This is a genomic window from Streptomyces sp. NBC_00727 (genome assembly GCF_045161745.1).
Taxonomy (GTDB): Bacteria; Actinomycetota; Actinomycetes; order Streptomycetales; family Streptomycetaceae; genus Streptomyces.
The window spans coordinates 2,748,992-2,773,124 of sequence record NZ_CP108981.1 but is presented as its reverse complement, the minus strand read 5'-3'; the positions used below and the strand labels follow the sequence as shown (position 1 = coordinate 2,773,124).

Genomic DNA, 24,133 nt, shown 5'->3' with positions numbered 1-24,133 from the left:
TGCAGGCCCTGGAGGGCCGGGGGGCCCGGGACGGTGTACGGGGGGATGGGGCGATGGGTGTCCGGCTCATGGTGGTCGACGACCACCGACTGCTCGCCGAGGCGCTCGCCTCGGCGCTGAAACTGCGCGGCCACCGGGTGCTGGCCGCCGCCGCACCCACCACCGGGGCCGCCGACCTGGTCGTCGGACGGGCCCCGGAGGTCTGCCTGTTCGGCACCGCGTCGCCCGCCGTGCCCGGGACCTTCGACCCCGTCGTCCGGATCAGGCGGGAGCGCCCGCAGACCGCGGTGGTGGTCCTCGGCCCGGTCCCCAGCCCCCGCGGCATCGCCGCCGCCTTCGCCGCCGGGGCCGCCGGGTACGTCCGGCACGACGAGCGCATCGAGGGCGTGGAGCGCGCCATGGTGAAGGCCCGGTCCGGTGAGGCGGCCATCGCGCCGCAGCTCCTCCAGGGCGCCTTCGCCGAGCTGCTCGATCCGGTGGAGCAGCCCGACGACGAGGGCCGCCGGCTGCTGCGGATGCTCACCCCGCGCGAGGTGGAGGTGCTGGTCCGGGTCGCGGAGGGCGAGGACACCCGGCTGATCGCGGCCGGGATGCGGATCGCGCCGAGCACCGCCCGTACGCACGTCCAGCGCGTCCTGATGAAGCTCGGCGTCGGCTCCCGCCTGGAGGCCGCCGCGCTGGCCGCCCGCACCGGGCTGCTGGACCGGGCCGCGGTGACGCGGCAGGGGCCGGACCCCGTCGGCTGACGGTGTCCGGCCCCTGCGGGGTGCCGTGGCGGCGGCCGGGGGGCGCCCCTGCCGCCGGTGCGGTCAGGTCGCCGGGGCGGGGCGGCGCAGGCGGGTCAGGACCAGGTGCGTGACCATGCCGAACAGCAGGCCCCAGAACGCCGAGCCGATTCCGTGCAGGGTGATCCCCGAAGCGGTGGCGAGGAAGGTGATGAGCGCGGCCTCGCGGTCCTTCTCCTCGGCCATGGCTCCGGTCAGCCCGCCTGCCAGCGCGCCGAACAGGGCGACGCCCGCTGTCGCGGCGATCAGTTCCTTGGGCAGTCCCGCGAACAGCACCACCAGCGTGGAGCCGAACAGGCCGATCAGCAGGTAGAACGCCCCGCAGGAGACTCCTGCGACGTACCGGCGCCGGGTGTCCTGGTGGGACTCCGGGCCGGTGCAGATGGCGGCTGTGATGGCGGCCAGGTTGACGGCGTGCGAGCCGAACGGCGCCAGGACCGTCGAGACCAGGCCGGTGGAGCCGATGAGAAGCCGGTCGTCCGGGCGGTAGCCGGCGGCTGTGAGCACCCCGATCCCGGGGGCGTTCTGCGAGCCGAGCGTCGCCAGCGTCAGCGGTACGGCGATGCCGATCAGGGACGCCACGGAGAAGTGCGGCGCGGTGAACACCGGCGTGGCCAGACCGACGCCGTCGAGGTGCACGTGCAGGCGCGACGTGGCCGCCGCGGCCACCACACCGGCCGCCAGCGCGGCCAGCACCGCGTACCGGGGGAACATGCGCTTGCCGAGCAGGTAGGCCACGAGCACCGAGCCGCCGATGTACGGAGCGGACGTGAGCGAGGTGAACACCCCGGTGCCGAAGGAGAACAGGATGCCCGCGAGCATCGCGGAGACCACCGCCGACGGCACGTGGCGCATCAGCCGCCCGAAGACCCCGGTCAGCCCGACCAGGGCGATCACCACACCGGTGACCAGGAACGCGCCGACGGCCTCGCCGTAGGAGTACGCGCCGAGGCTGGTGACCAGCAGGGCGGCGCCGGGCGTCGACCAGGCGGTGATGACCGGCATCCGGGTCCGCAGACTGAGCCCTATGCAGGTCAGGCCGCTGCCGATGGAGATGGCCCATACCCAGGAGCTGGTCTGACCGGTGCTCAGGTGACCGGCCGAAGCGGCCGCCAGCACGATGACCAGCGGCCCGGAGTAGGACACCACGACGGCGATGAACCCGGCGAGCACGGCCGACAGGGACGCGTCCCGCCAGAGGCCGGGCCTCTGCCCGGAGGGGTCCTCCGCCGGTGCCGCGCCGGCGGCCGGTGGGGCACCGGCCGCCGGGGGGTGGGGGGTGTGGGTATCAGGGCTCAACGGTCTTCCTTCGCAGCCCTCTCCAGGGCCTGTTCGAGATCGGCGACGAGGTCCGCGGGATTCTCCAGGCCGACGGAAACGCGCAGCATGTCCTTCGGGGAGGTGCTGCCCGGACCCTCGAAGGTATAGCGGTGTTCGATCAGGCTCTCCACTCCACCGAGGGAAGTGGCTCGAATGAACAACTCGCAGTGCTGGGCGGTGCGCAGGGAGCGCTGCCACTCCCCGGCCACGTGCAGGGAGAGCATGCCGCTGAACCCACCCGTCATCTGACGTGCGGCGATGACGTGGCCCGGGTCGTCGGGCAGCCCCGGGTAGGCGACCTTGCGGATCAGCGGATGGCCGGCGAAGTGCTCGGCGAGTGCCATGGCGGTGGCCGAGATCTGCCGCATCCGCGGGAACAGCGTCCGTATGCCGCGCATCAGCAGATAGGTCTCCAGCGGTCCGAGCATGGGACCGGTCAGCCGGCGGTGCAGTTCCAGCCGTTCCCACAGGGCGGCCGCCCGCTCGCCCGGCTCGGGGGCCAGCACCAGCAGCCCGGCCACCACGTCGGTGTGGCCGTTGAGGTACTTGGTCCCGGAGTGCATGACGATGTCGGCACCGTGCTCGAACGGCCGGGAGTGAACGGGGGTGGGCACCGTGTTGTCCACGCCGAACAGGGCTCCGGCCTCGTGTGCCACCGCGCCCACCGCGGCGAGGTCCGTCACCGTCCAGGTGGGGTTCGCGGGGGATTCCGCCCACACCAGGCGGGTCGGGGCGGCCGCCACCGCGGCGGCGACGGCGTCCAGGTCGTCCATGGGCACCTGGACCACGTCGAGGCCGTGCTCCGTGCCGAACTCCAGGAGCCACTTGGTGAGCCCGAAGTACATCGTCCGGGGCACCACGACCCGGGAGCCGGCGGGGAGCACCTGGAAGACGGAGGTCGCGGCGGCCATCCCGGAGGAGAACAGCAGGCCGCGCGATCCGCCCTCCAGACCGGCCACCACGTCCTCGACCTGTTCGTATCCGGGGGACCCCTGGTCGCGCAGGTAGGCCAGGCCGGCGGGCGTGCGGTACTCGCTGTCCCGGGCGTAGGTGGCGCCCATGCTGATGGCGGGCGGCAGGGCGCCGGTGGTGGGGGAGCGCCAGCCGTCGCCCTGCGCGGCCCGGGTCTCCACGTGGTACGCGTGCGTCCAGGGGGTGTACTTCTCGCGGTTGTTCATCGGTTCCTCTCGTCGGGGGGCCTCGCGGCCGGTGGGCGTGCGGTGGAGGGTCAGACGGCCCGGAGCCGCGGCAGGGCTGTGGTGAGGGCCAGCTCCGCGTCCAGCAGCGCACGTGAGGGGGTGCCGGGGGAGGGGACGTAGTGGTTGTAGTAGCTGGAGCCCTCCGTGTGGGGGCCGAGGAAGAACAGGCGGGACTGCACCGCACCCGTCCGGGCGATGCCCTGGCCGCGCCGGTTGACGTCCAGGCCGGGCAGCTGCGTCCCGGCGGCGGTGCGGGTACGGGCACGGCCGGACCGGACCAGGTGGCTCAGCAGCGAACCGGTGACCCGTTCCGCCGCGGGCTCGCTCACGTGGGCGCGCACCACGTGGTCCACTTCCGCGGTGGTGTGCTCGTCGAGGAGGGTCGACTCCAGCAGCCAGGGCCCGCCGCCGGCCGGCGGGACGAGCTTCGGGCCGGGGCCGGGCCCGAGCCGCAGCACTCCCGCTGCGAGCAGGGAGAGGAGTTCCGCCGAGCGGTCGAGTTGCGGACCGATCACCAGACGGTTCACCAGCGGGGCGAAGGTGGTGAAGAAGTACGCCGACGACTCGTCGTCCAGGCCCGGCTCGTCCACGGCGGCGCGGAGGGCGTCGCGGTGGTCGCGCAGGACCTCCAGGGCTTCCTTCAGTGGGCTGACGCCGAGGCCGGCACGTGCCTCGCCGAGGTCGTCCGCCACCTCGGCGGTGAAGTACGCGGTGTACTCGCGGTGGCCGGGCCAGGTCCGGGCGGGCGCGTCACCGAGGTCCTCGGCGGCGGGCGACGCGCCGTTCAGCAGTCCGGCGACCGGATTCGGCCCGAATCGGTCCCGTAGGCCGGTGAGGAGCCCTTCGTACCCGGACTCGCCCGCCGCGTCGGCCAGTTCGCTGGCGGCCCGCGCGGCGTCCGGGGTCCCGCCGCCCAGGGTGCGGGCCAGGAGGGTGCGGTACCAGGCGAGTTCCATCTCGGCGGTGACGAGAGGCAGGACGTCCTGGGCGAAGGACAGCCGGCCGTCCGGTCGCCGTGCGCGCAGAGCGGCCAGGTGTTTCCCGGTCAGTGCGAGCGGTGCGGGGCGGAGCCGGCCGGGGTGGAGGTGCGGCCTGCTCCGGGCGGGCAGCCCGGAGCGGTTGACGAGCACGATCAGTGGTTCGCGTCCGCCGCGTTCGTAGCGCAGGTGCTCGCCGTCGCGGACGTGGCGGCCGCCGCGGCCCACGGTGAGGGTGGCGATGACGTCCATGGCCGTCAGCCCGGTGCCCAGCACGGCGACCCGGTCCCCGGGGGCGATGGTGTCGAGGACGCCGGGCAGCGGGTAGGGGCGGCTGATCGACCGGGGCGCGTCGGCGGGCGGTGGGGGCAGGTGGAGGGAGTGGTGTCCGACGGTGACGAAGACCGCGTCCGCGGCGATGCGGCTGCCGTCGGCGAGCACCACCGTCTCGGGGTGCTCCCGCCCCGGGCCGGGGCGGGAACCGTCGTCCGTGTCCTGCCCCGTGTCACCGGCCCCGGAGAGCACGTCGACCGCCGTCGTCGTGTGCCGTACGAGGGTCAGGTGGCCGGGGGCGGCGTCCATGATCCGTCGCGCCGCCCATGTGAGGTACTCGCTGAGCAGTCTGCGGGGCAGGAAGTCGTTGGGTCTGATCGTCCGGCCCCGGCCCGGGCGGACGGTGAAACCGTCCTCGCCCAGCCGCAGATCGCGCTCTTGGCACCAGGTGTGCAGCGACGGGCCGGCCAGCGGCACGGGACCGTCCACCATGTCCGCGTCCGCGAACGCCGTCACCTGGGCGCAGACGGTGTTGAGCAGCAGGTGGTCGGGCTCGCCCGACCGGTGGAATCCGGGGCCCTCGATGCCCGGGTCCACCAGATGCACGACGAGCGGGAACGGGGCCGCGAGGGTGTGAGCGGTCAGCCGTTCCAGCACGCCGAGTCCGCGCGACCCGACGCCTATGATCACGACCGACGCCGGTGCGGCGGCCTCTTCCTGTCGGGTCGTCACCATCGGCTGGTCTCCCCGAAGAAGTCCGGAACCGCCAGCGCGGTGCCGTCGGCGCGTGCCTGGGCGAGGACGTGGGTGCCGACCGCCAGGTCGAGGACCCCGAGCCCGAAGGGCGAGAAGATCACCGGACGGCCGGGGTCCGGCGTGACTTCGCCGTTCAGCACGGCCGCGAGGGTGCCGGTGACGAACGAACGGGAACCGGAGAGCTGCTCGGCGAGGTGCGGTGAGGTGTTGGCCTTCAGGCAGTGCTCGACGTCGTCGAGGACGTTGTCCGCCCCGAGGACCACCTCGGGTGCCAGGTCCCGCAGAGAGATGTTGAGGACCACCTGGCCCGCTTCGAACGGCCGGGTGACGTACGGTTCGAGGGACGTTGTGGCGAAGACGACGGTCCGCGCCGCCAGGGCGGTGTCGCGGTCGGCGGTGAAGGACGCGGGACGGCCCTGCGTGATGCGGATGTGATCGGCGAGTGCCCGGCCGGACGGCTCGTGGATGTCGTGCACCAGGTACGAGTCCGGGGCGCACCCCGCGGCGTGCAGGTAGTCGCAGATGTTGCGGGCGATGACTCCGCCGCCCACGACGGCGATCGTGGTGCCCTCGTAGCCGCCGGGCCGCAGCGTGCGGGCGGCGACGGCGGCCGAGGCGGCGGTGCGTGCCGCGCTGATGCCCGCGGCCTCCATGCAGGCGACCGGGTAGCCGGTCTCGTAGTCGTTGAGCACGAGGACCGCCGCCGCCCGGGGCAGACCGGACTCGGTGTTCCGCGGGAAACTGGCGATCCACTTGATCCCGGCGAGCTGCACGTCGTCGCCGAGGAAGGCGGGCAGCGCGATGATCCGCGAGTCGGGCTTGTCGGGGAAGCGCAGGAAATAGCTGTCGGGGTTGACCGAGTCACCCCGTTCGTGCGCCAGGTACGCGCGCTCCACGATGTCGAGGACGGAGGTGCGGGAATTTCGCAGGATCTCCTGTACGGCCTTACCGGTGACGATATCGAATTCGAACATTTCTCCCCCTTGTCAGGCGTGCGCCCGAGGCAATTCTTCGTCGTTCGTGCGGGGCCAGCGCTCCGCCACCCACTGTTCGTCGTAAAGGGTGTCGAGATAGCGGTCGCCGAAATCCGGCGAGATGGCTACCACGGTGCTTCCCTCCGGAATTTCCTTCGCGGCCTTCTGTACGGCGGCGAGCACGGTCCCGGTCGATCCGCCGAAGAGCAGACCGCGTTCCCTGGCGAGCGCGTGGCACATGGCGACGGCGTCCGACTCGGGAACGAGGACGAGGTCGTCCACCAGGTCCGTGTCGAGGATCTCCGGCCGCCGGCTGGTGCCCAGGCCCGGGATGTGGCGGGGGGCGGGCGGGGTGCCGAAGGTGACCGAGCCCACGGTGTCGACGGCGACGATGCGGGTGTTCGGGCTGTGCCTGCGCAGGTACGCCCCGCAGCCCATCAGCGTTCCCGTGGTGCCCGCGCCGACGAAGACGTAGTCCGGGTGGCCGATGTGCTCGACGATGGACCGCCCGGTGCGGTCCCGGTGCGCGGCGGGGCCCGCGGCGTTGGCGTACTGGTTCAGCCAGTGGGTGTTGGGCTCGCGGCGCAGCCGCCGCCTGATGTAGTTGATGCGGGACTGCAGGAAGCCGCCGTTGGCGTCGGGGGCGTCGATGACGACGACCTCCGCGCCGAGCGTCCGCATCAGCTGGACCGACTGGCGGTTGGCATTCGGGTCGGTGACGCAGGTGAGCGCGTACCCCTTGGCCGCGCACACCATGGCCAGTGCGACGCCGAGGTTTCCGGATGTCGATTCGATCAGCCGGGTTCGCGGAAAGGTGCGATGTGACCTCTCGGCCTGCTCTTCGGCGTCACGGACCAGAGCGACGGCGGTCTTGAGTTTGACCGAGCCCGCTGGATTGAGACCTTCCAGCTTGAGGTAGAGAACGCTTCCCGGAACTAATTGGTCGAGCCGGACGAAGACGTCGTCCAGCACCAGGTCGTAAACTTCTTCTGCTATCACTGTGTACTCCCCCTGGCCGAGGGACTCCCGTCTCTGCTCGGCCGTCCTGGATCCTGGCACGAAATGACGGCTCGATCAATCCGTATTCCAGTATGTGGAAAAGGTTGATTAGTAAATGACATTCGGCCCTGAAAGGGAATTCACAATTCCGGGGCAGCCGGGGCAGCCGGGGCAGCCGGGGCAGCCGGGGCAGCCGGGGCAGCCGGGGCAGCCGGGGCAGCCGGGGCAGCCGGGTCGCGGGAACGCGGCAGGGGCCGGACCCCGTCGGCTGACGGTGTCCGGCCCCTGCCGCGTGAAGGCGTACTAGCTCTCCGGGGTGTCCTCCGGCGCGTGCTCCGGGGCCTGGGCCGGGCGCAGCTTCATCCAGACCAGGAAGAACAGGCCGAGCGCCAGCATGGCGAGACCGGTCCAGAGGTTTATGTGGACGCCCTGGGCCTTCTCCAGGTCCTCGTCGGACGGGCTGATCCCGGCGATCGTCACGATGATCCCGTAGACCACGAAGAGGCCGCCGATGATCCGCCGGATGTCGAAGAGGCGGGCCGCCGTGGCGGACTTCTGCTCCAGGTCGGAGACTTCCTTGTGCAGGTCGGACATGGTGGGTTACTCCGATCAGAACGAGTAGGGGACGTAGCACAGGGCGGCGAGCACGATGGCTCCCCAGCCCAGGAGTGCGGGCCTGCGGTACCAGGCGCTGTCACCCTCGTCGGGCACCTCGGCGGCGTCCGGGGACTCGGTTCCGTAGACGAGACCGGCGAGTTCGGCCTCGGGCTTGGGAGCGGTGAAGAGCGTGACCGCGATCATGACGACCGCGCCGGCGACGAAGCCGACGATGGCGGAGACGAAGTTGGCGCCCTGGTCGCTCGGGATGTCGATGACGCCCTGCTTGTAGATGACGAAGTAGTTGACCATCGCGGCCGTGGTGCCCGCGAGCAGGCCCCAGACACCGGACTTCATCGAGGCGCGCTTCCAGAACATGCCGATGATGAACACGACGAAGAGCGGCACGTTGAAGAACGAGAAGAGTGTCTGCAGGTAGCTCATGATGTTGGAGAAGCTGGCGGCGATGAACGCGGTGCCGATGGACGCCAGCACGCCGAGCGCCGTGATCAGCCGGCCGAAGCGCAGGTAGTACGCGTCCGGCTGGTCCTTCTTCACGTACCGCGCCCAGATGTCCGTGGTGAACACGGTGTTGAACGAGGAGACGTTGGCGGCCATGCCCGCCATGAACGCGGCCAGCAGACCGGTCACCGCGATGCCGAGCACACCGTTGGGCAGCAGCTCGCGCATCAGCAGTGGGATCGCGTCGTTGTACGTGGTGCCGGAGCCGGCGGTGCCGATGTTCGGCACGACCACGGCGGCGACCAGGCCCGGGATCATCACGGCGAAGACGATGAACATCTTCGGGAAGGCGGCGATCAGCGGGGTGCGCTGGGCGGCCGAGAGGTTCTTCGCGGACAGGGCGCGCTGCACCTCGGCGAAGTTCGTCGTCCAGTAGCCGAAGGAGAGCACGAAGCCGAGGCCGAGGACGATCGTCAGCCAGTTGGCGCCGAGCGGGTTGGCGTCACCGATGCCGGTGCCGCCCCAGGCCGACATGAAGTTCGAGCCGTGGCTCGACGTCAGTGAGTCGCTCAGCCCGTCCCAGCCGCCGACGCGCTTGAGGCCCAGCAGGGTCAGCGGGATCAGCGCGGCGAGGATGACGAAGAACTGGAGCACCTCGTTGTAGATCGCGGAGGAGAGCCCGCCGATCGTGATGTAGACGAGGACGAAGAGGCCCGCGACGACGATCGCGACCCACTGCGGCCAGCCGAGCAGCGCCTCCACGACGATCGACAGGGCGTACAGGTTGACGCCCGCGATCAGGATCGCCGAGAAGGCGAAGAGCATGGAGCTCAGCAGGTGCGCGGACTTGTCGAAGCGCTGGAGCAGGAACTCCGGCACCGAGCGCACCTTCGAGCGGTAGTAGAACGGCATCATCACGAGGCCGAGGAAGACCATCGCGGGGATGGCGCCGATCCAGTACCAGTGCACCACCGCGACGCCGTACTGCGCGCCCGTCGCCGCCATGCCGAGGATCTCGGTGGCGCCGAGATTCGCCGCCACGAAGGCCAGACCGGTCACCCATGCGGGCAGTGACCGTCCGGAGAGGAAGAAGTCGAGGCTGGTCTTGACACTCGCCCGGGCGGCGAAGCCGATGCCGAGCACCACGACGAAGTAGATCGCCAGGATCGTGTAGTCGAGCCCGTTCGTGGGGAGCCGGAGCCCTGCTGCCAGATATTGCATGTGGGGGTCTCGCTTCGTTGCGCGAACTGAACCCGAAGGAAACTACGCTCTTGTGTTCGGAAAGTGAACAGTCTTCAAGGGGTTCTTTGTTTGTTTGTGATCGTATTGCCGGTTTCGCAGGCTTCAAGCGGCCGTGATCCACCTCGCGCCACCCGTCTGCCTGCTGACGTCGGCTCATTGACGCATCTGTTGACTTGTGGTTCATTGTGTTTGCTTATGTTGGATGGGAGGAGTCTGGTGAAGAAGACGGTTACGACGCTCGCCGACGGCCGGGAGCTGATCTACTACGACAGCCGCGACGACCTCGTGCGCGAGGCCGTCGACCCGCGCCCCCTCGACGCCGTCTCCACCTCGTCCGAGATCCGGCGCGACCCCCTGCTCGGCGACAGCGTGGCCATCGCCTCGCACCGCCAGGGCCGGATCTACCACCCGCCCGCCGACGAGTGCCCGCTGTGCCCCTCGCGCGAGGGGCGGCAGAGCGAGATCCCGGAACCCGACTACGACGTCGCCGTCTTCGAGAACCGCTTCCCCTCCCTCGCCGGCGACTCCGGCCGCTGCGAGGTCGTCTGCTTCACCTCCGACCACGACGCCTCCTTCGCCGACCTCACCGAGGAGCAGGCCGGGCTCGTCCTGGACGCCTGGACCGACCGCACCGCGGCCCTCGCCCGGCTCCCGCAGGTCAAGCAGGTGTTCTGCTTCGAGAACCGGGGCGCCGAGATCGGCGTCACGCTCGGCCACCCGCACGGCCAGATCTACGGCTACCCCTTCGTCACCCCGCGCACCGAGCTGATGCTGCGCTCGATGGCCGCCCACCACGCGAAGACCGGCCGCAACCTCTTCGACGACGTGGTGGCCCGCGAGGAGGAGGACGGCTCCCGGATCGTCCTCGCCGCCGAGCACTGGATCGCCTTCGTCCCGTACGCGGCCCACTGGCCGTACGAGGTCCACCTGCACCCGCGCCGCCGCGTCGCCGACCTGCGGGAGCTGGACGAGGAGGCGCGCACCGAGTTCCCACAGGTCTATCTGGAACTGTTGAGGCGATTCGACCGGATCTTCGGACCCGGAGAGCCGCCGACCCCGTACATCTCCGCCTGGCACCAGGCGCCGTTCGGGGTCCCCGGACGTGAGGACTTCGGGCTCCACCTCGAGCTTTTCACCATCCGACGGACCTCCGGCAAGCTGAAGTTCCTCGCGGGTTCCGAATCCGGCATGAGCGTGTTCATCAACGACGTGCCGCCGGAGACCGCGGCCCAGCGACTGCGAGAGGTAGCGAGCCAGTGAGCAAGACCCCGAAGAAGTACCTGGTCACCGGTGGCGCCGGTTACGTGGGCAGTGTCGTCGCCCAGCACCTCCTTGAGGCCGGCCACACCGTCACCGTCCTCGACGACCTCTCCACCGGCTTCCGCGAGGGCGTCCCGGCCGGCGCCGACTTCATCGAGGGCCGCGTCCAGGACGCCGCGAAGTGGCTCGACGCCTCCTACGACGGGGTGCTGCACTTCGCCGCGTACTCCCAGGTCGGCGAGTCCGTCGCCGACCCCGAGAAGTACTGGCTCAACAACGTCGGCGGCTCCACCGCCCTGCTCGCCGCCATGCGCGACGCCGGGGTCCGCACCCTGGTCTTCTCCTCCACCGCCGCGACCTACGGCGAGCCGGTCTCCAGCCCCATCACGGAGACCGACCCCACCGCCCCGACCAGCCCGTACGGCGCCACCAAGCTCGCCGTCGACCACATGATCACCGGTGAGGCCGCGGCCCACGGCCTGGCCGCCGTCTCGCTGCGCTACTTCAACGTGGCCGGGGCGTACGGCGACTGCGGCGAGCGGCACAGCCCCGAGTCCCACCTCATCCCGCTGGTCCTCCAGGTCGCCCTCGGCCGGCGCGAGTCGATCTCCGTCTACGGCGACGACTACCCGACCCCGGACGGCACCTGCGTCCGCGACTACATCCACGTCGCGGACCTGGCCGAGGCGCACCTCCTCGCCCTCGACGCCGCCACCCCCGGCGAGCACCTGATCTGCAACCTCGGCAACGGCAACGGCTTCTCGGTCCGCGAGGTCATCGAGACGGTCCGCGAGGTCACCAGCCACCCCGTCCCCGAGACCGCGGCCCCGCGCCGCGGCGGCGACCCGGCCGTCCTCGTCGCCTCCGCCGCCACCGCCAGGGAGCGCCTCGGCTGGCAGCCGTCCCGCGCCGACCTGGCCGGAATCGTCTCCGACGCCTGGACGTTCGCCCGCCGAGAGGAGCCCACCGCACCATGACCGACGACCACGCAGAGCTCACCGCTTCCTTCACCGAGCTGTACGGAAGCGAGCCCGAGGGGATCTGGGCCGCACCCGGCCGGGTCAACCTGATCGGCGAGTACACGGACTTCAACGACGGCTTCGTCATGCCGCTCGCCCTCCCGCACACAGCCCGCGCCGCCGTCTCCCGCCGCACCGACGGCGAACTGCGGCTGCACTCCACCGATGTGCCCGGCGGCGTCGTCCGGCTCCGCGTGGACGGGCTGACCCCGCACGAGGGCCACGGCTGGGCCGCCTACCCCGCCGGCGTCGTCTGGGCGCTGCGCGAGGCGGGCCACGCGGTCACCGGCGCGGACATCCAGCTGACCTCCACCGTCCCCACGGGCGCCGGGCTCTCCTCGTCCGCCGCCCTCGAAGTGGTCACCGCCCTCGCCCTCAACGACCTCTTCGGCCTCGGTCTCGGCGCCGCCGAACTCGCGGTCATCGCCCAGCGCGCGGAGAACGCGTTCGTCGGCGTCCCCTGCGGCGTCATGGACCAGATGGCGTCCGCCTGCTGCACCGAGGGCCACGCCCTGCACCTGGACACCCGCGACCTCGGCCGCCGCCAGGTCCCCTTCGACCTGGCCGCGCACGGGCTGCGGCTCCTGGTCGTCGACACCCGCGTCAAGCACGCGCTGGGCGACGGGGCGTACGCGGAGCGGCGGGCCGGCTGCGAGGAGGGCGCCCGCCTGCTCGGCATACGCACCCTGCGCGACCTGCCGTACGAGGAGCTGGACGCCGCGCTCGGCCGGCTGGCGGAGGCCGGCGCGGACGAGTCCGTCGTGCGCTACGTGCGCCACGTGGTCGGCGACAACCAGCGCGTCGAGCAGGTCATCGCGCTGCTCGACGCGGGCGACGTGCGAGCGGCCGGCCCGGTCCTCACGGCGGGGCACGTCTCGCTCCGCGACGACCTGCGGGTCTCCTGCCCGGAGCTGGACCTCGTGGTCGAGGCGGCGAACGCGGCCGGTGCGCTCGGCGCGCGCATGACCGGGGGCGGCTTCGGCGGCTCCGCGATCGTGCTGGTCGAGGAGGCGCAGGCGGACACCGTCACCAAGTCCGTGCTGGAGGCCTTCACTTCGGCCGGGTACGGCACGCCGGGCGTCTTCCCCGCGGTGCCGTCGGCGGGCGCGCGACGGCTCGTCTGACGGGGCGGCTGCCGCCGGGCGTCAGAGTTCCTTCGTGAGGGTGAACTCCGTGACGCCCGGCGGGAAGTCGTCCACCCGCCCGCGCACCTCGTACCCCTGCTTCCGGTAGAAGCCGGGGGCCTGGAAGTCCCAGGTCTCCACCCGGGAACGGGTGCAGGACCGGTCCTCCCGCGCCACCCGCTCCGCCTCGGCGAGCACCCGCGCGCCGAGACCGGAACCCCGGTGCGCGGGGTCCACCCAGAGCAGCTCCAGATGGAGCCAGCGCGCCCAGGTCCGGGCCGCCAGCCCGGCCGCGAGGCGGCCCTCGGCATCCAGCGCCCAGACGTCCAGCGGAACTTCGTCCGCCTCGGGGGCGCCGCGCAGGGCGCTCATGTGCGGTGAGCGCGAGGTGTTGTCGTCCCGCAGCCGCCGGAACAACAGCGCCCGCCGCTCCTTGTCCACTTCTGTCTCAAGATGAAACATGCGCCCAAGACTAGGACGCACCCCAGGACAAGTTCCGCCAATTACCATCCCTGCGGGTTCCCCGCCTCTACCCTGATGCTCAGCGCCGGCGGGGGGCCTGCGCCGCATTCAGGGGTTACGAGACAGCCGGGCGCAGCACCCGCGCGGGTCCGGCCCCGCCGGGGGACGCACGCTTCGGGGCGCCCCGTCACACACAGCATGGGGGTGCCTGTGGCCCGTATCCGGGTTCTCGTGGTCGACGACCACCGGATCTTCGCCGAGTCGCTCGCCGCCGCGCTCGCGGCCGAGCCGGACGTCGAGGTGGCCGCGGCGGGCAGCGGCCCGGCGGCCCTGCGCTGCCTGGAGCGCGCGGCGTCGGAGGGCCGGGGGTACGACGTGCTGCTCGTCGACGCGGAGCTGGGCAACCTCGCCCCGCAGGCCCGCACCGGCGCGGACCCGGCCCCGGTGCCCGCCCCGCGCGACGGGCGGACCGGCCCGGTCGACGGGATCTCCCTGGTCGGCACGGTCCGCGCGGCCCGTCCCTCGGTGCGTACGGTGGTGCTCGCCGAGAAGGACGACCCGGCCCGGGCCGCGCTCGCCCTCCAGGCCGGTGCCTGCGGCTGGGTCGCCAAGGACAGCTCGCTGCAACGCCTGCTGGCGGTGATCAGGGGCGTCCTGCGCGACGAGACGCATCTGCCCGCCGCGCTGCTGACCGGGGTGCTGCGGGAGCTGCTGGCCGGCCGCAAGCACCGCACCGAGAGCGAGAAGCTCGTCGAGTCGCTGACCCCGCGCGAGCGCGAGGTGCTGCGGTGCATGGTGGCGGGCCTGGGCCGCAAGGCCGTCGCGGAGCGGCTGTTCCTGTCCCCGCACACGGTGCGGACGCACATGCAGAACGTGCTGGGGAAGCTGGGCGTCCACTCGACGCTGGCCGCCGTGGCGCTTGCGCGGCGGGCCGGGATCGGCCCGGTCGAGCTGGAGCTACCCGGGGATGTTGTCGAACGGGGCGGTCAGCCGGCGTAGCAGCCCGGCCAGCTCGCCGCGCTGCTGGCGGGAGAGCTCGCCGAGGATGGCCCGCTCCTGGGCGAGGAGACCGGCCAGCGACTGGTCGGCCTTGTCGCGGCCCTCGGCGGTGAGCCGGACCAGGACGCCGCGGCGGTCGCTGGGGTCGGGGAGGCGCTCGACGAGGTTCTTCTTGGTCAGGCGGTCGATGCGGTTGGTCATCGTGCCCGAGGTGACCAGGGTCTGGGTGAGCAGCTGGCCGGGGGAGAGCTGATAAGGGGCGCCGGCCCGGCGCAGCGACGTGAGGACGTCGAATTCCCACGGTTCCAGCTGGTGCTCGGCGAAGGCGATGCGGCGGGCCCGGTCGAGGTGGCGGGCCAGGCGGGAGACGCGGCTGAGGACCTCGAGCGGTTCCACGTCGAGGTCGGGGCGCTCGCGGCGCCATGCTGCGACCAGACGGTCGACCTCGTCCTCCATGTGGATCAGTGTAGAGGGTCTGTCGACGTGAAGTCTCTTGAATTCAAGTGTCTTGACATCAAGATATCGACTGATCATGCTGGACCCATGACCGCACCCCTCTGGGATCCGCAGCAATACCTGCGCCACGCGGATCACCGCACCCGCCCCTTCCACGACCTCCTGGCCCGCATCCCCGACCCGCCCGGCACCCCCGCCCCCCGCGTCGCCGACCTCGGCTGCGGCGCCGGCAACGTCACCGCCCTGCTCGCCGAGCGCTGGCCGCACGCCCGGATCACCGGCTACGACAACTCCCCGCAGATGCTCGAACGGGCCCGCGCCCACACCACGGACCTGCTGGACTTCACCGAGGCCGACGCCGCCACCTGGACGCCCTCCCAGCCGTACGGCCTGATCGTCTCCAACGCCCTGCTCCAATGGGTCCCCGGCCACACCGACCGCTTCCCCGACTGGCTGGACGGCCTGCTCCCCGGCGGCACCCTCGCCCTCCAGGTCCCCGGCAACTTCGACCAGCCCTCGCACGCCCTGATGCGCGGACTCGCGGAGTCCCCGCGCTGGCGCCCCCGCCTCGGCGGCCTGCTGCGCCACGCGGACGCCGTACTGAGCCCCGCCGGATACCTGGACGCGCTGACCGGCCCCGGCACCACCGCAGACGTCTGGGAGACCACCTACCTCCACCTCCTCCCGGGCGACGACCCCGTCCTGGACTGGGTCAAGGGCACCGGGCTGCGCCCCGTCCTCACCGCCCTCGCCGACGACGAGGACGCCCGGGACGCCTTCCTCGCCGACTACCGCGACCTGCTGCGCACCGCCTACCCGCGCGGCCCGCACGGCACGGTCCTCCCCTTCCGCCGCATCTTCGCCGTCGCCCGCAAGGAGAACCGGTGATCGCCTCGCTCGACCACGTCCAGCTCGCCGCCCCGGAGGGCAGCGAGGACGCGCTGCGCGCGTACTACACGGATGTCCTCGGCATGACGGAGATCCCGAAGCCGCCGGTGCTCGCGGCCCGGGGCGGCTGCTGGTTCGCCGCCGGGCCGGTCCAGCTGCACCTGGGCGTCGAGGCGGACTTCCGCCCCGCCCGCAAGGCGCACCCGGGCCTGCGCGTCACGGGCATCGAGGCGTACGCGGCCCGGCTGGCCGGACGCGGCGCCGAGGTGGTGTGGGACGACAACCTCCCGGGCCACCGCCGCTTCTACAGCCACGACCCGGTGGGCAACCGGCTGGAGTTCCTGGAGCCGGTCGCCGGCTGAGCTCCGGCACACGACAGCGCCCCGCCCCGCGGACGCGGGAACGAGGCGCCGTGGTCACGCGGGCCTAGTACAGGCCGTTGTAGATGTCCCAGCCGTAGCCGATCTTGACGCGCTTCTCGATCTTGCCGGTGCCGGTGGACGAGTAGCGGTACACGTCGCCCTTGCCGTCGACGCCGACCAGGTCGGCCTTGCCGTCGCCGTCCAGGTCGCCCGGGGCGGCGAACTGCTTGTACGTGTTGTACCCGTAGCCGATCTTGACGCGGGCCGAGAGCGGCTTGGCGGCGTTGCCCGTGCCCTTGTACAGGTACAGGTTGCCCTTGGTGTCGCGGGCCACGACGTCCGCGCGGCCGTCGCCGCTGAGGTCACCGGCGCCGACGATCTTGTTGTACGTGTTGTAGCCGTAGCCGACCTTGACCTTGGCCGAGAACTTGGTGGCGGCCCCGTTGCCCTTGTACAGGTACAGGTTGCCCTTGGTGTCGCGGGCCAGCACGTCGCCCTTGCCGTCACCGCTCAGGTCGCCCGGACCGGTCAGGCTGTTGTAGACCTGCCAGCCGGAGCCGATCTCCTTGCTGCCGACGTAGAGCGTGCCCTTGTAGACCTGGAGGAGCTCGCCCCAGCCGTCGTTGTCCAGCGAGGAGGCCAGCGACAGGCTCACCTGGTTCCAGCCGCTGTCCGAGCTGTCCAGCTGACGCGGGAAGAACTTCTCGTTGTTCCGGCTCTGGTACCAGTACAGGCTGCCGCCCTTGGTGCGCGCCTCCAGCTCCTGCTTCCCGAAGGCCGGGTTGCCGCCCGCACCGGCGAACAGCGCCGCGGCGTTCCAGCCCGTGCCCGCCTTGACGCGCGCCTCGAACGTGCCGTCGCCGGTGGCGAAGTACGTGTACAGGTCGCCGCCCGGCTTACGGGCGACGATGTCGCCCAGGCCGTCGCCGTCGAGGTCGTCGAAGCTGATCAGCTGGTTGTAGATGTCCCAGCCGTACCCGACCTTCACGCGCGCTTTGAAGGGCTTCGCCGCGTTGCCGGTGCCGGCGTAGAAGTACACGTCACCGGCGGGCGTACGGGCGACGACGTCGCCCAGGCCGTCGCCGTTGACATCGTTGGCGCCGACGATCTGGTCGTACGTGTTCCAGCCGTAGCCCACCTTGACGCCGGCCTTGAAGGGCGCGCTGAGGACCTTGCCGGTGGAGATGTAGACGTAGATGTCGCCGGAGGGCGTCCGCGCGAGCAGGTCGCCGCGGCCGTCGCCGTCCAGGTCACCGGGGGCGGAGACCTTGTTGTACTTCTGCCAGCCGTTGCCCGACCAGCCGGCGGCCCCGGTTCCGTCGGAGGTCCAGCCCGGGTAGACCGTGAGCCTGCCCGAGGCCGACAGCGCCACGATGTCGGACCGGCCGTCGCCGTCCAGGTCGCCCGGCGTGATGATGTCCTTGAACATCTCGTCGGAGTCGCTGTTGTTGATCGAGAACCGCTGCGAGCCCGAGGAGTCCATGGCGGCGTACACGTTGCCGTCCAGGCCCCGGTACAGCATGTCGCTGAAGCCGTCGCCGTCCAGGTCCGCGCGCGGCTTGGCCGGGACGACCGAGGACGGGGACTGCCCGCCCGCCACACCCGAAGCGCCGGACTTCTTCTTCGCCGTGCGCTTCGGCAGGGTGAGCGTCGGCTGCCCGCCGAGCTCGGGGGTGGACTGCGCGGTGGCGCCGCTCGGGGCGGGCGCCGAGTCATCGGCCGAGGCCGGGGCCGCCAGCATCATGCCGGCGGAGAGAACGAGTGCGGTGCAGGCAGCGATCCGCCGCGCGCGCTTCGAGCGCGGAACGGAACGGCCGGGTTCCACAGAAGACAAAGCCCCCCCAGGGGTAAGTGGTGGAACCGGGAGAAACGCGTCCACGGGCACATTACGTGCATGGTGAAGCCTTCCCGGGATGTTCACAGACTCTACAACTGAGCACCCCGGGACTGAAGTGGTTTGGCGAGGGATCGCAGTTGCGGCCCGGCCGCACCGGCCCGGCCGCACCGGCCCGCCCCCCGACGGGCCGTCAGCTCTTGCGGTGCCCTATCAGCCGCGGCTTCGACTCCAGGTTCTCCAGACCGTGCCAGGCCAGGTTCACCAGATGGGCCGCGACCTCCGCCTTCTTCGGCTTGCGCGCGTTCACCCACCACTGGCCCGTCAGCGCCACCATGCCCACCAGCGCCTGCGCGTACAGCGGGGCCAGCTTCGGGTCGAAGCCCCGGGCCTTGAACTCCAGGCCCAGGATGTCCTCCACCTGGGTGGCGATGTCGCTGATCAGGGAGGCGAAGGTGCCCGTCGACTGGGCGACCGGCGAGTCCCGGACCAGGATGCGGAACCCGTCGGTGTACGTCTCGATGTAGTCCAGCAGCGCGAACGCCGCCTGTTCGAGGAGCTCACGCGGATGGCCCGCGGTCAGGGCACCGGTCACCATGTCCAGGAGCTGGCGCATCTCCCGGTCCACCACGACCGCGTACAGCCCTTCCTTGCCGCCGAAGTGCTCGTAGACGACCGGCTTCGACACCCCCGCCCGGGCCGCGATCTCCTCGACCGACGTGCCCTCGTAGCCCTTGTCGGCGAACAGGGTGCGACCGATGTCCAGCAACTGCTCGCGGCGTTCCTTCCCCGTCATCCGCACCCGGCGGGCCCGCCGGGTGGAGGGTGCACGGGTGTTCTCGCTGCTTGCGCTGGAGTCGGTCGCCACGTCGTCCATCATGCCGCGTCGGCCGCCGCGCGGTTGCGCCGGGACTCGATACGGGCGTCGTCGGGCCAGCGCACGTCGTACGCCCAGCCGGCCTGCTCGAACCAGCGGATGAGACGCGCGCTCGAATCGATCTGACCGCGCATCACGCCGTGCCGCGCGCTCGTCGGATCCGCGTGGTGCAGGTTGTGCCACGACTCGCCGCACGACAGGACCGCCAGCCACCACACGTTGCCGGACTTGTCACGCGACTTGAAGGGGCGCTTGCCGACCGCGTGACAGATCGAGTTGATCGACCACGTCACGTGGTGCAGCAGGGCCACCCGCACCAGCGAGCCCCAGAAGAACGCCGTCGCCGCACCCCACCACGACATCGTCACCAGGCCGCCGACCAGCGGGGGAATCGCCAGCGAGATGATCGTGAAGGTCAGGAAGTGACGCGAGATGCCGCGGATCGCCGGGTCCTTGACCAGGTCCGGAGCGTACTTCTGCTGCGGCGTCCGCTCCTCGTCGAACATCCATGCGATGTGGGCCCACCAGAGGCCCTTCAGCAGCGCCGGCAGCGTCTCGCCGAACCGCCACGGCGAGTGCGGGTCGCCCTCCGCGTCCGAGAACCGGTGGTGCTTGCGGTGATCGGCCACCCAGCGCACGATCGGCCCTTCGACGGCCAGCGAACCCGCCACCGCCAGAGCGATCCGGAGCGGACGTTTCGCTTTGAACGAACCGTGCGTGAAGTACCGGTGGAAGCCGATCGTGATGCCGTGGCAGCCGATGAAGTACATCGCCACCATCAGACCCAGATCGAGCCAGCTCACACCGCGGCCCCAGGCCAGCGGCACCGCCGCGACCAGCGCCACGAACGGCACGACGATGAAAAGCAGGAGCGCGATCTGCTCGATCGACCGCTTGTTGTCCCCGCCGAGCGTGGCGGAGGGAAGAGCCTGACCACCGGCCGCCGGAGCGGCGGCCTCGATCACATCGGGGCTGTTCTTCATGGGGAGTCCCCTGAGGGTGAGAACGGGACGGACAGCCGGGTTACGCATCCGTAACCTACGGCTTCGTAAGTATGGCAGCGCGAAGGCCCGCCCACGAGACGACGAAACACCGCGCACAGACACACGAATACCGGGTAGACAGTCACCGCGTACCCCGGCCGGAGCCCACACCAACATGGGCCACCTTCCGGGGCGCGAACAGCGCCGAAAGCACGGACACCTATCCTGGAGAGGTCGGACAGCGCGGTCCGCACCCTGCTTTCCGGGGTGGCGTCGGCATCCGCCGACCGCGGTCCCGGGTCCCGTGCACAACCACTGCAAGGAGCCGCACACTGTGAGCAGTGCCGACCAGACCCCCGCCGCCAGCACCGAGCTGCGCGCCGACATCCGCCGCCTCGGCGACCTGCTGGGCGAGACCCTGGTACGCCAGGAAGGGCAGGAACTCCTCGACCTCGTCGAGCGCGTACGCGCCCTGACCCGCACCGACGGCGAGGCCGCGGCCGAGCTCCTCGGCGACACCGGCCTGGAGACCGCGGCCAAGCTCGTCCGCGCCTTCTCCACCTACTTCCACCTCGCCAACGTCACCGAGCAGGTCCACCGCGCCCACGAGATGCGCGACCGCCGCGCGGCCGAGGGCGGCCTCCTCGCCCGCACCGCCGACCGCCTCAAGGACGCAGACCCCGAACACCTGCGCGCCACCGTCAGCAACCTCAACGTGCGCCCCGTCTTCACCGCGCACCCCACCGAGGCCGCCCGGCGCTCCGTCCTCAACAAGCTCCGCCGCATCGCCGCCCTCCTGGAGACCCCGGTCATCGAGGCCGACCGCCGCCGCCAGGACCTCAGACTCGCCGAGAACATCGACCTCATCTGGCAGACCGACGAACTCCGCGTCGTACGCCCCGAGCCCACCGACGAGGCCCGGAACGCGATCTACTACCTCGACGAACTCCACGCCAACGCCGTCGGCGACGTCCTGGAGGACCTGGCCGCCGAACTGGAGCGCGTCGGCGTCGAGCTCCCCGCCGGCACCCGCCCCCTCACCTTCGGCACCTGGATCGGCGGCGACCGCGACGGCAACCCCAACGTGACCCCCGAGGTCACCTGGGACGTCCTCATCCTCCAGCACGAGCACGGCATCACCGACGCCCTCGAACTCGTCGACCAGCTCCGCGGACTCCTCTCCAACTCCATCCGCTACACCGGCGCCACCGACGAACTCCTCGCCTCCCTCCAGACCGACCTCGAACTCCTCCCCGAGATCAGCCCCCGCTACAAGCGGCTGAACGCCGAGGAGCCCTACCGCCTCAAGGCCACCTGCATCCGCCAGAAGCTCGTCAACACCCGCGAGCGCCTCGCCACCGGCCGCCCCCACCGCCCCGGCTGCGACTACCTCGGCACCGCCGAACTCGTCAGCGACCTCGCCCTCGTCCAGGACTCCCTGCGCCGCCACAAGGGCGGCATCGTCGCCGACGGCCGCATGGACCGCACCATCCGCACACTCTCCGCATTCGGCCTCCAGCTCGCCACCATGGACGTCCGCGAACACGCCGACGCCCACCACCACGCCCTCGGCCAGCTCTTCGACCGGCTCGGCGAGGAATCCTGGCGCTACGCCGACATGCCCCGCGACTACCGGCAGAAGCTCCTCGCCAAGGAACTGCGCTCCCGCCGCCCCCTCGCACCCACCCCCGCCCCGCTCGACGCCGCCGGCGAGAAGACCCTCAGTGTCTTCCACACCATCAAGGAAGCCTTCCAGCGCTTCGGCCCCGAAGTCATCGAGTCCTACATCATCTCGATGTGCCAGGGCGCCGACGACGTCTTCGCCGCCGCCGTCCTCGCCCGCGAGGCCGGACTCCTCGACCTCCACGCCGGCTGGGCCGAAATCGGCATCGTCCCGCTCCTGGAAACCACCGACGAACTGCGCGCCGCCGACGTCATCCTCGACGAGATGCTCGCCGACCCCTCCTACCGCCGCCTCGTCTCCCTGCGCGGCGACGTCCAGGAGGTCATGCTCGGCTACTCCGACTCCTCCAAGTTCGGCGGCATCACCACCTCCCAGTGGGAGATCCACCGCGCCCAGCGCCGCCTGCGCGACGTCGCCCACCGCTACGGCGTACGACTGCGCCTCTTCCACGGCCGCGGCGGCACCGTCGGCCGCGGCGGCGGCCCCTCCCACGACGCGATCCTCGCCCAGCCCTGGGGCACCCTCGAGGGCGAGATCAAGGTCACCGAACAGGGCGAGGTCATCTCCGACAAGTACCTCATCCCCGCCCTCGCCCGGGAGAACCTGGAGCTGACCGTCGCGGCCACCCTCCAGGCCTCCGCCCTCCACACCGCACCCCGCCAGTCCGACGAAGCCCTCGCCCGCTGGGACGCGGCCATGGACACCGTCTCCGACGCCGCCCACGCCGCCTACCGCAAGCTCGTCGAGGACCCCGACCTGCCGTCGTACTTCCTCGCCTCCACCCCCGTCGACCAGCTCGGCAACCTCCACCTGGGCTCCCGGCCCTCCCGCCGCCCCGGCTCAGGCGTCTCCCTCGACGGACTCCGCGCCATCCCGTGGGTCTTCGGCTGGACCCAGTCCCGCCAGATCATCCCCGGCTGGTTCGGCGTCGGCTCCGGCCTCAAGGCCCTGCGCGAGGCCGGCCTCGACACCGTCCTGGAAGAGATGCACGAGCAGTGGCACTTCTTCCGTAACTTCCTCTCCAACGTCGAGATGACCCTCGCCAAGACCGACCTGCGCATCGCCCGCCACTACGTCGACACCCTCGTCCCCGACGAGCTCAAGCACGTCTTCGACGTCATCGAGGCCGAGCACGCCCTCACCGTGCAGGAGGTCCTGCGCATCACCGGCGGCGAGAAGCTGCTCGACACCAACCCGGTGCTCCAGCAGACCTTCGCCATCCGCGACGCCTACCTCGACCCGATCTCCTACCTCCAGGTCTCCCTGCTCGCCCGCCAGCGCCAGGCCGCCGAAGCCGGCGAGGAGGAGGACCCGCTCCTCGCACGCGCCCTGCTGCTCACCGTCAACGGCGTCGCCGCCGGCCTGCGCAACACCGGCTGACCCGGCACCACACGCCGACGGGGCGCGGGGAATCCCTCCCCGCGCCCCGTCGCACGTCCGGCCGCCGCCTCACAGCGCGACGAACGCCGCCAGCAGCAGCGCCCCGCCCGCGACCCCGGCACCCCACGCCGTACGCGCCAGCCGCAGACCCCCGCCGATCACCAGCGCCGCCAGCACCAGGGCCCCGCCCAACGGCACCCACGCGTGCAAGAACCCCGCCGCCCCGGTCCGCACCACCTCATCCGTCCCCGGCTTCACCACCACCGGGAAACGGTCACCCCTACGGGCCGCCACCGAACTGTCCACCGACACCCGGGACCGCGCCGACGCCCCCTCCCCGGGCGCGAACGTCCCCGTACAGACCTCGTCACCGCACCCCGTCACCGTCATCGTCCCGTGCTCCCGCCCTTTCGCCAGCACGATGTGGTGCGCCGCGTCCCACGACGCCAGCACCCCCGCCACCAGCAACACCAGGACGACAAGGCCGAGCACCGCGCTACGGCCGTACAACAGGGCACGGTGGGAGGGATTCCGCTTCATGGACCCAGATCCTTGGCCAGAGCCTTGTGGCCGGTCAAGCCGGACCCGCGCCCCTCACGTGTTGTACGCGGACTGTGCCCGCTCCAGACCCTCGGCCAGCAGACACTCCACCGCGTCCGCCGCCCGGTCCACCTCGTACGCCAGCTCCTTGCGCTCCGCCGACGAGAAGTCCTTCAGCACGAAATCCGCCACCTGCATCCGCCCCGGCGGCCGCCCGATCCCGAACCGCACCCGGTGGTAGTCCGGACCCATCGCCTTCGTCATCGACTTCAGCCCGTTGTGCCCGTTGTCCCCGCCACCCAGCTTCAGCCGCAGCGTCCCGTAGTCGATGTCCAACTCGTCATGGACCGCCACCACATGGCCGAGCGGCACCTTGTAGAAGTCCCGCAGCGCCGCCACCGGACCCCCGGACAGGTTCATGTACGACATCGGTTTCGCGACCACCACGCGCCGGCTCAGCGGCCCGGGCGGACCGATTCGCCCCTCCAGCACCTGCGCCTGCGCCTTCGGGGCACGCTTGAACCTCCCGCCGATCCGCTCGGCGAGCAGGTCGGCGACCATGAAACCGACGTTGTGCCGGTTCGCCGCGTACTCGGGGCCGGGATTGCCCAGCCCCACGATCAGCCAGGGGTCGGTGGCGTCGGACATCGCGCGAAGTCTCCTCGTACAGGGGAAGCGGAC

Annotated in this window: 22 protein-coding genes; 8 read left to right on the top strand and 14 right to left on the bottom strand. The window is 71.3% G+C overall.

Annotated features, from left to right (window positions below; genetic code table 11):
* The first annotated feature begins 53 nt into the window (after positions 1–53).
* Positions 54–746, top strand: coding sequence for a response regulator transcription factor (locus tag OG242_RS12350; protein WP_405898204.1), 693 nt, complete (start codon positions 54–56; stop codon positions 744–746).
* A 63-nt stretch (positions 747–809) separates the two neighbouring features.
* On the opposite strand, the gene OG242_RS12345 is transcribed toward OG242_RS12350, so the two are convergent.
* The 7 genes from OG242_RS12345 to OG242_RS12315 form a co-directional block, all read right to left on the bottom strand.
* Positions 810–2,084: a benzoate/H(+) symporter BenE family transporter gene (locus tag OG242_RS12345; protein WP_405898203.1), complete on the bottom strand. Its 1,275-nt coding sequence runs from the start codon at positions 2,082–2,084 to the stop codon at positions 810–812.
* Complete coding sequence (locus tag OG242_RS12340; RefSeq protein ID WP_405898202.1) at positions 2,081–3,283, bottom strand: trans-sulfuration enzyme family protein; 1,203 nt, start codon at positions 3,281–3,283, stop codon at positions 2,081–2,083. The genes OG242_RS12345 and OG242_RS12340 overlap by 4 nt, the downstream gene beginning before the upstream one ends.
* Before the next feature lie 50 nt (positions 3,284–3,333).
* Positions 3,334–5,289 (bottom strand): FAD/NAD(P)-binding protein, encoded by a 1,956-nt coding sequence (locus OG242_RS12335; protein WP_405898201.1) that lies wholly within the window; start codon positions 5,287–5,289, stop codon positions 3,334–3,336.
* Positions 5,283–6,284: a 2,3-diaminopropionate biosynthesis protein SbnB gene (gene sbnB / locus OG242_RS12330; protein WP_405898200.1), complete on the bottom strand. Its 1,002-nt coding sequence runs from the start codon at positions 6,282–6,284 to the stop codon at positions 5,283–5,285. The genes OG242_RS12335 and sbnB overlap by 7 nt, the downstream gene beginning before the upstream one ends.
* Positions 6,285–6,296: 12 nt before the next feature.
* Positions 6,297–7,283, bottom strand: a complete 987-nt coding sequence (gene sbnA, locus OG242_RS12325; protein ID WP_405898199.1) for a 2,3-diaminopropionate biosynthesis protein SbnA — start codon at positions 7,281–7,283, stop codon at positions 6,297–6,299.
* Between the two features lie 303 nt (positions 7,284–7,586).
* A complete protein-coding gene (locus OG242_RS12320; protein WP_405898198.1) occupies positions 7,587–7,877 on the bottom strand; it encodes a hypothetical protein in 291 nt (96 codons plus the stop codon).
* A 15-nt stretch (positions 7,878–7,892) separates the two neighbouring features.
* Positions 7,893–9,563, bottom strand: a complete 1,671-nt coding sequence (locus tag OG242_RS12315) for a sodium:solute symporter family protein (protein ID WP_405898197.1) — start codon at positions 9,561–9,563, stop codon at positions 7,893–7,895.
* 237 nt (positions 9,564–9,800) lie between these two features.
* Between OG242_RS12315 and galT the strand changes: the two genes are divergently transcribed.
* From galT to galK, 3 genes are read left to right on the top strand one after another with little or no spacing between them, the layout of a single operon-like run.
* Complete coding sequence (gene galT, locus OG242_RS12310) at positions 9,801–10,844, top strand: galactose-1-phosphate uridylyltransferase (RefSeq protein ID WP_405898196.1); 1,044 nt, start codon at positions 9,801–9,803, stop codon at positions 10,842–10,844.
* Entirely contained in the window at positions 10,841–11,821 is a 981-nt protein-coding gene (gene galE, locus OG242_RS12305) for a UDP-glucose 4-epimerase GalE (RefSeq protein ID WP_405898195.1), read from the top strand. The genes galT and galE overlap by 4 nt, the downstream gene beginning before the upstream one ends.
* Positions 11,818–12,987: a galactokinase gene (galK, locus tag OG242_RS12300; protein WP_405898194.1), complete on the top strand. Its 1,170-nt coding sequence runs from the start codon at positions 11,818–11,820 to the stop codon at positions 12,985–12,987. Before galE ends, galK begins: the two co-directional genes overlap by 4 nt.
* 21 nt (positions 12,988–13,008) lie before the next feature.
* Here galK and OG242_RS12295 read toward each other — a convergent pair whose 3' ends face one another.
* Positions 13,009–13,449 carry a GNAT family N-acetyltransferase gene (locus OG242_RS12295; protein ID WP_405898193.1) on the bottom strand — a complete coding sequence of 147 codons (441 nt, stop codon included), beginning with the start codon at positions 13,447–13,449 and terminating at the stop codon, positions 13,009–13,011.
* A gap of 198 nt (positions 13,450–13,647) precedes the next feature.
* On the opposite strand from OG242_RS12295, the gene OG242_RS12290 reads away from it, so the two are divergent.
* Positions 13,648–14,448, top strand: a complete 801-nt coding sequence (locus OG242_RS12290; protein WP_405898192.1) for a LuxR C-terminal-related transcriptional regulator — start codon at positions 13,648–13,650, stop codon at positions 14,446–14,448.
* On the opposite strand, the gene OG242_RS12285 is transcribed toward OG242_RS12290, so the two are convergent.
* Positions 14,407–14,904 (bottom strand): MarR family winged helix-turn-helix transcriptional regulator, encoded by a 498-nt coding sequence (locus OG242_RS12285; protein ID WP_405898191.1) that lies wholly within the window; start codon positions 14,902–14,904, stop codon positions 14,407–14,409. The genes OG242_RS12290 and OG242_RS12285 overlap by 42 nt on opposite strands.
* Before the next feature lie 87 nt (positions 14,905–14,991).
* Here OG242_RS12285 and OG242_RS12280 point away from each other — a divergent pair, with 87 nt between their 5' ends.
* The gene (locus tag OG242_RS12280; protein ID WP_405898190.1) at positions 14,992–15,792 is read left to right on the top strand and encodes a trans-aconitate 2-methyltransferase; all 801 of its coding nucleotides are present in this window, start codon (positions 14,992–14,994) and stop codon (positions 15,790–15,792) included.
* On the top strand, positions 15,789–16,154 hold the full coding sequence (locus tag OG242_RS12275; protein WP_405898189.1) for a VOC family protein: 366 nt from the start codon (positions 15,789–15,791) through the stop codon (positions 16,152–16,154). The genes OG242_RS12280 and OG242_RS12275 overlap by 4 nt, the downstream gene beginning before the upstream one ends.
* Positions 16,155–16,218: 64 nt before the next feature.
* Here OG242_RS12275 and OG242_RS12270 read toward each other — a convergent pair whose 3' ends face one another.
* From OG242_RS12270 to OG242_RS12260, 3 genes are all read right to left on the bottom strand, one after another.
* A complete protein-coding gene (locus tag OG242_RS12270) occupies positions 16,219–17,898 on the bottom strand; it encodes an FG-GAP repeat domain-containing protein (protein ID WP_405898188.1) in 1,680 nt (559 codons plus the stop codon).
* 283 nt (positions 17,899–18,181) lie between these two features.
* Positions 18,182–18,868 (bottom strand): TetR/AcrR family transcriptional regulator, encoded by a 687-nt coding sequence (locus OG242_RS12265; protein WP_132903237.1) that lies wholly within the window; start codon positions 18,866–18,868, stop codon positions 18,182–18,184.
* The gene (locus OG242_RS12260) at positions 18,865–19,848 is read right to left on the bottom strand and encodes an acyl-CoA desaturase (RefSeq protein WP_405898187.1); all 984 of its coding nucleotides are present in this window, start codon (positions 19,846–19,848) and stop codon (positions 18,865–18,867) included. The genes OG242_RS12265 and OG242_RS12260 overlap by 4 nt, the downstream gene beginning before the upstream one ends.
* 334 nt (positions 19,849–20,182) lie before the next feature.
* On the opposite strand from OG242_RS12260, the gene ppc reads away from it, so the two are divergent.
* On the top strand, positions 20,183–22,912 hold the full coding sequence (gene ppc / locus OG242_RS12255; RefSeq protein ID WP_405898186.1) for a phosphoenolpyruvate carboxylase: 2,730 nt from the start codon (positions 20,183–20,185) through the stop codon (positions 22,910–22,912).
* Between the two features lie 69 nt (positions 22,913–22,981).
* Here the strand turns inward: ppc and OG242_RS12250 are convergent, their stop codons facing one another.
* Both OG242_RS12250 and pth read right to left on the bottom strand, forming a co-directional pair.
* A complete protein-coding gene (locus OG242_RS12250) occupies positions 22,982–23,452 on the bottom strand; it encodes a hypothetical protein (protein ID WP_405898185.1) in 471 nt (156 codons plus the stop codon).
* Positions 23,453–23,506: 54 nt separating this feature from the next.
* Complete coding sequence (pth, locus tag OG242_RS12245; RefSeq protein WP_405898184.1) at positions 23,507–24,100, bottom strand: aminoacyl-tRNA hydrolase; 594 nt, start codon at positions 24,098–24,100, stop codon at positions 23,507–23,509.
* Between the last annotated feature and the right edge of the window lie 33 nt (positions 24,101–24,133).